The 12,112-nt window shown below is 59.4% G+C and carries 8 protein-coding genes and 2 pseudogenes; 4 read left to right on the top strand and 6 right to left on the bottom strand.

Translation table 11 applies throughout. The features are described from left to right. A partial coding sequence (locus tag BGIM_RS66990) for a hypothetical protein (RefSeq protein WP_238537549.1) occupies positions 1-281 on the bottom strand: 281 nt, incomplete at its 3' end. 446 nt (positions 282-727) lie between these two features. Between BGIM_RS66990 and BGIM_RS0107110 the strand changes: the two genes are divergently transcribed. From BGIM_RS0107110 to BGIM_RS68185, 3 genes and pseudogenes are all read left to right on the top strand, one after another. Further along, positions 728-1,156: a heavy metal-responsive transcriptional regulator gene (locus tag BGIM_RS0107110; protein WP_020469103.1), complete on the top strand. Its 429-nt coding sequence runs from the start codon at positions 728-730 to the stop codon at positions 1,154-1,156. Then, a pseudogene (locus BGIM_RS68640) lies at positions 1,069-1,599 on the top strand (heavy metal-binding domain-containing protein); the annotation flags it as partial. The gene BGIM_RS0107110 and the pseudogene BGIM_RS68640, both read left to right, overlap by 88 nt. A gap of 20 nt (positions 1,600-1,619) precedes the next feature. Further along, positions 1,620-2,925, top strand: a pseudogene (locus tag BGIM_RS68185) (heavy metal translocating P-type ATPase); the annotation flags it as partial. Between the two features lie 309 nt (positions 2,926-3,234). Here the strand turns inward: BGIM_RS68185 and BGIM_RS66425 are convergent. From BGIM_RS66425 to BGIM_RS0107065, 5 genes are all read right to left on the bottom strand, one after another. After that, entirely contained in the window at positions 3,235-4,803 is a 1,569-nt protein-coding gene (locus tag BGIM_RS66425; protein WP_029629810.1) for an efflux RND transporter permease subunit, read from the bottom strand. 65 nt (positions 4,804-4,868) lie between these two features. After that, positions 4,869-5,195, bottom strand: a complete 327-nt coding sequence (locus tag BGIM_RS57090) for a copper-binding protein (protein WP_020469101.1) — start codon at positions 5,193-5,195, stop codon at positions 4,869-4,871. Between the two features lie 38 nt (positions 5,196-5,233). Next, a complete protein-coding gene (locus tag BGIM_RS49115) occupies positions 5,234-5,563 on the bottom strand; it encodes a hypothetical protein (RefSeq protein WP_020469100.1) in 330 nt (109 codons plus the stop codon). Between the two features lie 501 nt (positions 5,564-6,064). After that, positions 6,065-8,362, bottom strand: a complete 2,298-nt coding sequence (locus BGIM_RS49110) for a PAS domain S-box protein (RefSeq protein ID WP_157368647.1) — start codon at positions 8,360-8,362, stop codon at positions 6,065-6,067. A 274-nt stretch (positions 8,363-8,636) separates the two neighbouring features. Continuing rightward, the gene (locus tag BGIM_RS0107065; RefSeq protein WP_020469098.1) at positions 8,637-9,374 is read right to left on the bottom strand and encodes a TIGR02996 domain-containing protein; all 738 of its coding nucleotides are present in this window, start codon (positions 9,372-9,374) and stop codon (positions 8,637-8,639) included. 345 nt (positions 9,375-9,719) lie between these two features. Here BGIM_RS0107065 and BGIM_RS0107060 point away from each other — a divergent pair, with 345 nt between their 5' ends. After that, positions 9,720-12,101, top strand: coding sequence for a DUF255 domain-containing protein (locus tag BGIM_RS0107060; protein ID WP_020469097.1), 2,382 nt, complete (start codon positions 9,720-9,722; stop codon positions 12,099-12,101). Positions 12,102-12,112 lie beyond the last annotated feature (11 nt).

Here is a 12,112-nt window from a genome sequence, read left to right as displayed (position 1 = left end):
CGAAAAGCCGCGGGGCCAGTGAGCCGGTCTCGCGGAACCGCTGGCCCGCCGACGCACAAAAGCGGCGCATGCCCCAAATCGCTCGGCGACTTCGGCCGTGGTTTCGCCCGCTCGGACTCCGGACAAACGGCGGCCGATTTGTCCAGAAACTCGGCCGCCGCGACGAAATCCAGGCGGTCCATCAATCCGGCCACATGCCCTTTTTGTTTGTCCCATGTCTTCGCGGAAGCTGCCCTTCTCGTCTCCGCGTGGCCTCCCTCTTCCTCGCGGCGGCGATTCAAAGGGCAGCCTCCAGCCAGTCCTGCTGTCCGCGGGTCACGCTGCCCGCAGGGAAACGCCCAGGTCGTCCGTCAGCCTGCGACTCGTCCGGAGATTTTTCAGCCCCCGGATCCGTCGGCTCATCACATCTTGATTGGTCTTCGCATTACCAAACACTTTTTGTCGAGGCCGGAGTCATTGTCCTTCAGGGCAGTGAATTCAAACAACAATTCCGAGGCAACTTTCGCGCAGATCGGCGAGGAAGAATGACACGTGAATGAAAAGTTGTCCGAAGTCAGGTTCATCATTTGAGAAGCAAATCATACGGCCAATATTGAAAGTCGCGCCTGTTTCGCGCCGCCCGCGAGTTCGGAGAGACATGCCGTTTTTTCAACCAATTCTCCTTGACTCTGTGGTTAACTACGGGCCGTAGAATCGACGGTATGAGCATCAATTCCGGGAAGTCAGCATGAAATCCATGACCATCGGCCAGGTGGCCAGGCGGCCCGGAATCGGCATCGAAACCATTCGCTTCTATGAGCGGGAAGGGTTGTTGCCGGCTCCGGAGCGAAAGCGATCGGGGTATCGTGTATTCTTCGAGGACATTCTCATCCGGCTCCGCTTCATCCGTCGGGCCAAGGAATTGGGGTTCTCCCTGCGAGAAATAATGGAATTGCTCAAGCTCACGGAAGATCCGGAGTCCACGCGCGGCGATGTGAAACGCCAAACGGAAACAAAACTGGCGGACATTGAGGCCAAGATCATTGATCTGCAACGGATGCGGAAGACGCTGCGAAAACTGGTTAACGAATGCCCCGGACACGGCTCCCTGACGGGATGTCCCACCATGGAGTCTCTCAACCACGATCCGGTCGCGCCCAAGGAGAACAAATCATGAAAATTCCTCTGTCGGCCCGGCATCATGGAGGGGCCTTGGTCATCGATCCCGTGTGTGGCATGAGCGTCGATCCGGCCAGCGCGGTCGGGGAAGTCACGCACGAAGGGACTCGCCACTTCTTCTGTTCCGCGTCCTGTGAGAAAAAGTTCGTCGCCGACCCTCAACAATTCCTCCAACCACCGCAGGGGCATCGGGCCGAACATTCCTGCTGTCATGGCACGGACACGGCACCCCCGGCCATGACGATCCCTGCCGTGTCCGGAGCGGTCGAACACACTTGCCCGATGCACCCGGAAATCAGGCAGCCGGGACCGGGAGTTTGTCCCAAATGTGGAATGGCTTTGGAGCCGGCCGATCAATCAATGACGAAGGTGGAATACGTTTGTCCGATGCACCCGGAGGTGGTCAGCGATCACCCCGGCCCGTGCCCCAAATGCGGCATGGCCCTTGAGCCTCGTACCCCGGCAGCCTCCTGGTCCGGGCGGAGAAAGTCGGGGAAGACACGCTTCTGGCGAGGATTGTCCGCTTGGTCGGCGAGGCCCGACGAACTCGCGCCCCCGTTGAGAAGCTCGTGGACCGGGTGTCCCGATTCTTTGTCCCCGCCGTGATGGCCGCGAGTGTGATAACGTTCGTGGTCTGGAGCCTGTGGGGAGCCGAACCACGGCTGGCTCATGCCCTCGTCAACGCCGTGGCGGTGTTAATCATTGCGTGCCCGTGCGCCTTGGGGCTGGCGACTCCCCTGGCCGTCATGGTCGGGGTCGGCAAGGGCGCCGAGAACGGCATCCTCATCAAAAACGCCGAGGCCCTGGAGATGTTGCAACGGGCCGACACTTTGGTCGTGGACAAAACCGGAACACTCACGGAAGGAAAGCCCCGTTTCGATCTGGCGGAACCCGCTCCCGGATTTGACGCGGACGACATCTTGCGGGTGGCGGCGAGCCTGGAGCGGGGTAGCGAACATCCGCTGGCGGCCGCCATCGTGAAAGGGGCCGAGGAGAAGAAACTGGCGATCCCAAAATCCGAGGATTTCCAGTCAGTCCCCGGCAAGGGGGTGACCGGGAAAGTCGACGGCCGCAAGATCCTCTTGGGGAACGCCGCCCTGCTAACGAATCATGGCATCGGCATCGCCGGGCAGCAGGAACACATCAATAGCACTGAGAGACGAAGGGCGGACAATGATGCTGATGGCGATTGATGGCCGGTTCGCCGGCCTCATCGGCGTCGCCGACCACGTCAAGGAAACAACCACCGAGGCGATCCGGTTGCTGCATGCCGAAAGGATGCGGGTCATCATGCTTACCGGTGACAGCCGACGAACGGCCGAGGCCGTCGGCCGGCAACTCGGCATCGACGAGATCATCGCCGAAGTCCTGCCGGATCAGAAGATCGAGGCGGTGAGGAAACTTCAGGCCGAGGGACGAATCGTGGCGATGGCCGGCGACGGCATCAACGACGCTCTAGCCCAAATCGGAATCGCGATGGGCGATGGAACCGATGTGGCGATGGAAAACGCCGACGTGACACTGGTGAAGGGAGATTTGCGAGGCATCGTCCGGGCGAGGCGTTTGAGCCGGGCAACGATGGGCAACATCCGTCAAAATCTCCTTCTGGCCTTCGCCTATAACGTGATCGGAATTCCGGTCGCGGCCGGCGTGTTGTACCCCGCGTTCGGGGTGTTGATTTCTCCGGTGTGGGCAAGTGCGGCCATGAGCCTGAGTTCGCTGTCGGTCGTCGGGAATTCGCTCCGTTTGAGAAAAACAACTTTGTGACATCTGCGGCCACATCGCTTATCATCCGGAAGGTTGTGCGGCAGCATGGGGTTCGGACAATTTCATTGTGGTTCGGCGGTCTCTGCGCACACCCTCCGGGAATCTTGAATATTTAACGGGGAAAGTTTCTTTTCCCGCTCCCGAAGTCGCGTTAAACCGTCGCACCCGGCGCGACCGATACAGATTGTGGAAATAACCATTTGATGCGATGACATGCCCCGGCCGGGGAAGCGGATTCGGCCCTGAAAACCACATGCCGGCCGTTACGCTTGCTCGTCGGGATATGCCTTTGCCATGTCGCGGCGGCCGTCACGGGCTGCGTGGGCGGCCCCCGAGAAGGGCCGCGTGATTGGCGGCCGCCGCCAGTTCCTCCATCGCATACCACGTGAACGCCTCGACCCCGCGGTCGCACAACTCCCAGTTGATGGTTTTCAAGCGGCCACGCCACAGATCCTCCCGTTTGGATTCGGCCGCCGCCAGAACCTCCCCGGCCAGCGTCGCCCGGCTCCCGTCGAACGCTTCTCTGATGTCAGCGGCGAGGGTCGCGGCCCATCCCTTTCTGATTTCAAGCCCGGCGGCTGGATCTGCGAGAAAGCCCTTGCTCGTCAGATGCCCGGCCGTTTCCGTCTGAATGCGGGTGATCGTTTCCGAGGCGGGGCGTTTCGCCAACCGTCGCCCCTCTTCCGGAGAGAGCCGACCGGCGAGTTCGTCGGTCACGGCCGTCTCGTCCTGCGGGCCGAGGCCCCCGAGGTGGCCGGACGCCCTCATCCGGCGCAGGGTCTTCGTCACGACGAACCGGACGAGGACCGGCCCAGGTTCCTGCTCAAACTCGCCGAATCGCCTCAAGGCCAGTTCGCGCATCGTTTCGCCAAACCGTTCCAACACCTTCTGGACCGCCTCGTTCACGATCCCATCGCGGCCGTCCGCATGGGGGGCCGGGCCAATGAACCCGTGATCTTCCAGCGCCCGGAGGACACGATCTGCACTCCCGGCGGCAGGCCCGGCTGGAGTTCTTGGATCTTCTCCTTGACCCGCTTCGTGACGGCGAGCGTGTTTTCCCCGTGCCGCATCAAAGCCTCCGCCGACGACTTCGTTCCCGTCCTTCTCGAAAACGCTCCGCCGAAACTGGGTTCCGAGTTGCACGGTCGCAACCGTTTTGACATACACGGGAACGCCGTTCACCTCGCGGATGACGGTGTTTTCGATGTCCGTCTTGTCGCGTATCCAGCCGACCCCGCGGACGATGTACTCGGCGTTGTTTTTCTGGATGACGCCCCCGCCCGCCGGCTGGTTGCTCCGGCTGACGGCGGAGAAAAGCTCCCCGAGGGTCACGCCATAGGCCCGCAGCATCTCGGGCCGGACATCGATCTGATACTCCAGCGGCGCCCCGCCGGGCGGCGCCACCTCGGAGACGCCCGGCACGGCGTTCAATTGCGGGGCGACGTAGAACTTGTTGATCGCCCAAAGCTGGCCGGGATCGAGGGGACGCCCCGGCCCCGGTTCCAGGGTGTGCCAGAACACCTGCCCGAGCGCCGTGGCGTCCGGGGCGAGGTAGGGAGAGACGCCGGTCGGCAGGAAATTCCCGGACTGGCCAAGCTTTTCCGTCACCCGCTGGCGGGCGAAATAGAAATCGGTCTTGTCCTCGAAAATGAGGGTGATCGTCGAGAAATTGAATTCGGACGAAGATCGCACTGTCCGGATGCCGGCGAGGCCCTGAAGACGGAGGGAAAGCGGATAGGTGACTTGGTCCTCGATCTCGCGGGAGCTCCGGCCCGGCCAGTCGGTGAACACGATCACCTGGTTCTCGGAGAGGTCCGGGATGGCGTCGACGGGCGTGTTCAGCGTCGCGTAGACGCCCGCCGCCGCGAGGATCAGCACGATGAAGCGGTTGCGAACCTACGCCTCGATCAGGTTTTCAATCACTGTTCACCCCGGCCCGTTGCTTATCTTTTTTGAAAGGAAGTGATGACGGTGTTGCCGCCGCCGGAGCGAAGCGTCCCCCGCACCTCGTCGCCGGCCTTGAGGCCTTCGAGCAACTTCGCGTCCTCGACCGTAAACTCCATTTTCATGGCCTTCATGAGGCCCGGGATGTCTTCGTGGTCCAGTTTGACCCGCTTGTTCGCGGCGTCCACGGAGACGACTTTCCCCTTGACGTCATAAATCTTCCCCGCTTCCTTTCCGGACGGATTTGTCGAAGGGCTCTGCTGGCAGCCGGACAGGGCCAGGATCAGGACGAGTCCGACAGCGATGAATTTGAACGGCGATATCATGGTAATTCTCCTTGGATTGGGATTGGAGGGCCGGCGGACTATTTCCCCGGCCGCTCGCTTTTCATGCGGGCCTCGATCTTTTCAAGCGTCTTGGCGGGCTCCTTCAGGAGCTCGTTTGTGCAGCTCTTGCAGCAGATGAACACCGGCTTGCCGTCGATCATGATCTTTTTCGGCACGCCCATCGAACCGAGCCGCTCGTCGGTCGCGGGACAAAACCGCTGGGCCTCGGCGAGCGCGCGGTCGGCGGGCGAAAGCTTCGACAGTTCGGCCCGGATCTCGGCTTCAGTGTCGTCCATCACCGTCTGCTTTGGCGGCGTCGGCGAGGTCGTTTCAACAGCGGAGAAGGTGATGAGCGGAGCGGAGATCATGCGCGGTCAACAAGGGCGAATCGCGCAACCCCGGAGGAAGATCCGAGCCGACGACGGGGGCTGAATGACCGGAATCCTCAATGGCGATGGTGGAGGCGACAACGAACAAAAACAATTGAGCCGAAAGAATGGCTCTGGAAGACTCACCGTCGGACGCCGTCATGAATCCGCCCAAGCCGTCTTGCTGGCACAGACAGTGATCGCACGGAACTTTGCCGGGGGCGCCGGAATTTTTGGGGCACGGGTTTTTGGCGTCACGGGGCGGGTTGCAATGCGGACATGTGGAGACTTCAGGAGTGGCTGGCAGGGACTGGGTCGCGTCTGCTGATTTGTCGTGAACCAATCCGGTGGAGGGGACGCTGACCCGGCAGAAGCAAAATGCCGCCGGTCCGGGGAGGGTTCCGCACGGGTTTCGGGCTGAACAAAGTCGCTTTTCCTTTGAATTCCTAAACCGGGGGTCGTGCGTTCAATTCGCACCGAGGGCATCCCTGATAGATTGTGTCAGCTTTTTCCGTCATCAAGCACATCACGGACTTTGCGGGCGAGAATGGTCGGAGTGAATGGTTTCTGAAGGAAGTTTACTTGGTCGTGCAGAATCCCGTGGCGCACCACGGCATCATCCGTGTAGCCGGACAGATAAAGAACTTTGAGTCCTGGCTGCCTTTCCCGAAGACGCTCGGCCAGATTTCGGCCACCCATCCCCGGCATGACCACGTCGGTCACCAACAGATGGATCGGCTGGCCAAAATCGGTCACCATCCGCGCGGCTTGCTCGCCATCGGCCGCCGCCAAGATGGCATAACCACATTCTTCCAAAATCCGCCGAGTCAACGCCCGGAGGCTGTCTTCGTCTTCCGCCACCAGAATCGTCTCTGTTCCCTTCGGAAGAGTTAACTTCTCCACCCGATCCGCCACCGTGCCGATGGTTTCCTCCACCTTTGGAAGATAAACTTTGAAAGTGGTGCCGATTCCAACTTCGCTATAGACTCCGACATGCCCGCCGGACTGGCGGATGATCCCAAACACGGTTGCCAGTCCGAGTCCGGTTCCTTTTCCCAAGCCTTTCGTAGTGAAGAAAGGCTCGAAGATTCTTGTCATCACCTCCGGCGTCATCCCATAACCGGTGTCCGACACCGCCAGCAACACATGCGGACCGGGCCGGGCGTCCGGGCGCAAGCTCGTATACTCTTCGTTCAACTCGACGTTCAGCGTTTCAATCGTCAGCTTTCCGCCCGTCGGCATCGCGTCCCGCGCGTTGACACACAAATTCATCAACACCTGCTCGATCTGTCCGGGGTCGGCCTTGACCGGCCATAGTCCGTGGAACAGCGTGGTGGCCAACCGGACATCCTCCCCGATCACCCGACGAAGCAATCTCTCGGCCTCGACAATGATCGCATTCAAGTCGATCACCCGAGGCGCCAGCACCTGCTGGCGGCTGAAAGCCAGAAGTTGCCGGGTCAGTCCGGCAGAACGCTCGCCGGCGTCCCGAATCTCCTCCAAGAGTTCCCGGTCCGGATTTTCCGGTCCAAGGCCGGCCAGCATGATTTCACTGTAACCGTTGATGATGGTCAGCAGGTTGTTAAAGTCGTGGGCCACGCCGGCAGCCAGTTGTCCGACAGCCTTCATTTTTTGGGATTGGGCATATTGCTCCTCCAGTCGCCGACGGTCGGAAACGTCGGTTTGAACCCCGATGAAGTGGGTGACCTTCCCGGATTCGTCACGCACTGGCGAGAGGGTGAGTTCATTCCAGAACGCCCGGCCGTCTTTCCGGTAATTCACCATTTCGACCGTGCAGGACTCGGCGGCCAGGATGGCTGACCGCACTTGGGCGACCACCGCCGGGTCGGTGTCCTTCCCTTGGAGAAATCGCGGGTTCCGGCCGATGATTTCAGTCCCTTCGTAACCGGTGAGCCGCGAAAAGCCGGGGCTTGCGTAAATAATCGGGTTGCCCGGTTGGTTGGGGTCGGTGATCAAAATCCCCTGATTGACAGCCTGAATGGCCCGGTTGCGAAGTTGCAGTGTCTCCTCGGATTGTCGCCGGGCGGTCACATCCCGATAGTTGGCGGCCACCGCAATGACACGGCCATCGGGAGTGCGGACCGGGGACGGGGTGACTTCAACCAGAAGCCGACGTCCGTCCCGGCCCATCCTTAAAGTCTCGTAGGAACCGACATCTTCGCCGCGACAAAGTCGATTCACCTTTCCCTGGGTGACATCCCGACCCTCGGGCGGCGTGAGCAAACTGACCGGACGGCCGACGATCTCGGCAACCGGATAGCCAAACAACCGTTCGGCGGCCCGATTCCATGTCAGAACATTGCCCGACAGATCGAAACTGACGATTGCGTCGCCCGCCGACTCAACAACGCATGTCAGAAGGGCTTCCCCCCGGCGAACGGCCTCTTCCGACCGCTTTAAATCATCAACATCGGCATTACCCCCCACCCATCGGATGATGTCTCCATCCACCAATCGTTCGGCAGTGGCCCGTGAAATATGCCAGCGATAGACCCCGTCGTGACGACGGAGTCGTTGTTCGATCTCAAATGGTTCGCCGGTCCGCAGCGAATGCTCCCAGGCGGCCCGAGTCGCGGGGAGATCGTCCGGATGCACCATTTTTTCCCAGTTCCGGCCCAGTGGCTCGCCCGGTGACATGCCGGAATATTTGAGAAACTGGCAGTTATGATGGGTGGTTTCCCCGTTTGGCCCGGCGAGCCAGACCATATGCGGGATCGAATCGGTGAGTTGCTCGAAAAAGCGTTCTGTATGAGGCGTTTTTGGTTGTCGGTCGTCCATGTTCGCGGCCTCCCGGATGATTGGGTGATCGGAGATCGTCATGGAGGGGGAAAATCAAAATTGAGCATACACCCAACACAAATCAAAATCCAACATGATCTGATTGGTAAGAACGAAGTTCGGCGGCGAAAGTGAAGAATATCATCGAAATCACACATGGTGATCGATTCGGCTGATGTCGTGGAAGAAAATTGATGGAAGATTTGAGGAAGCGCCCGGACACATGGGGACACTTTCGTTCAGGGCAACCTGGAAAAATATCAGTTCTGATTTCTCACGAGGGAAGCCCGGCCAGCTTTCGTCCCCTCGCGACACAGGCCCGCGACACTTGGTCGGCGAGCCATTGGCCGAACATGCCTGAGCGGGGGTCACGCTCCAACCGATCCACCCCGGCCGTCGCGGGATCGCCCAGCCAGAGATTGCGGCCCGGCAGCGTCAGCCAGAGGATGCGCGCCCCGCCGTCTTTACGCTCCGTCCATAAGAAATCCTCCGCGTCATCCAGCACGACTCGTGTGATCGGGTGGCGCCGAAACAATGTCTCGGCGACCAACGCAAAGTCAGCCGCCGACGCCCGGATTTCTTCGACAAAACCCCGATCCCAACCAAGACTGAGCGTTCCGCCAACATGGCGGCCGCCGGGTCGACGGTGGATGATCGGCACCTTTAGCCCGGCGTCCCGCAAAGCATCCTCGCCGGTCCAATCGGCGATGGCAGATGACATCAAAAAGCCATCCGTGCTGCGTTGATCGCCGTCGCGTTGAGGCCAGTGTTCGGACGACGGAGGTTCCGGATTAAATTGGAGATTGATGAATTCAGCCTGATCGTTCCGGCCACTGACGGCCAGCCAGGCGGCATAGGCCAGGCGCGGGGCATTATCCCAAGGGGTTCGCAGAACGGCCGTCAACAATGCCTGCCCGTTGATTGGATCAGGGACAACGGTGGAAAGAAAAGTGCTGTCATCAGCCGAATGTCGGGCGGGCAGAACAGTCTTGGCAAAAAGAGTGCGACGCATGAATCAAACTCTGACTTTCCCGGTTAAAACATGTGTCCCGCCAAATGATTTTTGACGGGACACCATGCAAGTCTGCGAATCCCGGACTGCGTAATCATTCGACACCCATCCGATTCGATCAACCCAGTTTCTCCATCCGGCGGCAGGTTTATTGCTCAACCAAAACATTTTTCACGTTGACCGTGAAACAAAACCCACCGCCGGGACGTATGAGCAGTCATTCAGAAATGGCCGATGAAAAATGACATCCTTGGCCATCTCATTTTCTTAATCCACTCTTAGCGTCCCCCATCCCCCAAGCCCGGCGAATATAGTAAGCGCACGCACTTGTCAGCGGAGTTTGCCGTGGCCAACGTCTGCCGTCTCATCGGGTGGCTCATTATGTCCGCCAGTCTCACCCTCGGGGCCGCCGAACCCAAAAAGGATGCCCCGGCCAACCGGCTTGCCAAGGAGAGCAGCCCATATCTGCTCCAACATGCCCATAATCCCGTGGATTGGTATCCGTGGGGGCCGGAGGCGTTCGAGAAAGCCCGCAAGGAAAAGAAGCTGATTTTTCTTTCCGTCGGTTATTCGTCGTGCCATTGGTGCCACGTCATGGAGCGGGAATCGTTCGAGGATGCGGGCGTTGCCGAGATCATGAACAAGAATTTCGTTTGTGTGAAAGTGGATCGGGAAGAACGTCCGGATGTAGATGAAATCTACATGACCTCCCTCCAAGTGCTGGGAGCGCGCGGTGGCTGGCCGATGAGCATGTTCCTCACGGACACCGGCAAACCCATCGTCGGCGGAACCTACTGGCCGAAAGAAGACCGCGTGATTGACGGCGACACAATCCGGGGGTTTAAGACCGTTCTCAAAGTGGTGAACGATCTTCATGCCGACCCGGAGAAGAACAAGCAATTGATGGATCAGGCCGACACCATTGCGGAGCAAGTGTCGGAGGCTCTTGGCCGGGCCAGTCGGGGGAATCCGCTGGTTGAATTGAACAAGGCCCTGGCGATGGGATCGGCCGAGACCATCCGCGAAAACATCGACCCGGAACATGGCGGCATCGGCAACGCCAGCCGCAAACACCGGGGCACGAAGTTCCCCATGCCGCCGAGCCTGTTCACCCTGATGCGACATGCCCACCGGGAAAAGGACAAGGAGTTAAAAGCCCTCGTTGATCTCACGCTCGACAAGATGGCCAAGGGGGGCATTTACGACCAAATCGGCGGCGGCTTTCACCGCTATTCCACCGAGCGCACTTGGACGGTGCCGCACTTCGAGAAAATGCTGTATGACAACGGCCAGTTGGTGGAGTTGTACTCCGAGGCGTATCAACTAGATCCGAAGCCGATCTATCAACGCATTGCCAAGGAAACGATCGCCTTTCTTGAACGAGAAATGACCTCCCCCGAAGGGGGTTTTTACTCGGCCCTCGACGCGGACAGCAACGGCGTCGAAGGAGAGTTCTACGTCTGGACTCCCGAAGAGATTGAGAAAGCCCTTGGCAACAAGGAAGATGCCCTGTTTATCCGGGCGGTTTACTCAATGTCTGGTTCGCCCAACTTCGAGGATAAGAGTTACATCCTTCGGATCACGCGACCTTTCGAGGAAATCGCCAAAGATCAAAAGCTCACGGTGGCCGAGTTGGAAACGAAGCTCGCCGGGTTGACGCCCAAATTGCTCGCGGCCCGCGAAAAGCGACACCGGCCCTTCCTCGACACGAAAATGCTGACCGCTTGGAACGGCCAGATGATCTCTGGACTGGCCTTGGCCGGACAGGTGTTCAAGGAACCCAAATACACGCAAATGGCCACCAAGGCCGCGAATTTTCTCCTGAAGACCGGGCGCAACAAGGATGGCCGGTTGCTTCGCACGATTAGCAAGAAAGCCGACGGCACGACCGAGGCCAAGTTGAACGCCTATCTGGAAGATTACGCCTATCTGACGCACGGGCTGTTGCGGCTTCACGATGCGACCGGCGATGAAAGATGGCTGAAAGAGGCCAAGAATCTGGCCGACCAGACCATTCAATGGTTTGGCGAGAAGGACAAGGGCGGCTACTTCTACACCTCAAGCGACCATGAAAAACTGTTCGCCCGGCCCAAGGATTATCATGATGGTGTTCAACCTTCGGGCAATTCGGTGATGGCGGCGAACATGCTTGACCTCGCCAAGAAAACCGGGGAGGCCAAATATCGGACCGAAGCCGAGCGGACCATCAAGCAGTTCGCCGGATTGCTCAAAGGCAATCCCGGCGGCGTGCCCACGCTGGCCGAAACGCTTCACCAATTCCTCGGTCAAACCGTTTCCACAGAACCGCTCTTGCAACCGAAACCTAAAGGTGGCGGCCTAAAAACCTCTTCGGACATGGTGGCCGCGAAAGTTGTTCCGGTTAAGGACAAACCGGACGAATATGTGGTGAATCTGACGGTCACCAAAGACTGGCACATTTATGCCAATCCCGTGGAGAACGATACTCTGGGGCCGTCCCAAACTGTCGCTGAAGTGTGGCAGGATGGAAAAAAACTTTCCTCGACGGCGACGTATCCCGAAGGAACCATCGTGAAGGAAAAGCTCGGTGATTATCGGGTTTACCGGGGCGAAGTTGCCGTCCATGTGAAACTGAAAACCCCGCCGACGGGCGAGAGTCTTGAGATTCGTGTCAAGGTGGCCGCGTGCAGCGAAGGGGAAGACGCCCGCTGTCTGCAACCCTCGACCATCGTGCTTCCGGTGAAATAAACGCCTCGGAT

Source organism: Zavarzinella formosa DSM 19928, from assembly GCF_000255705.1.
GTDB lineage: Bacteria > Planctomycetota > Planctomycetia > Gemmatales > Gemmataceae > Zavarzinella > Zavarzinella formosa.
Note: the sequence above shows the minus strand (reverse complement) of the source record. Positions and strands in the feature narration are given on the sequence as shown.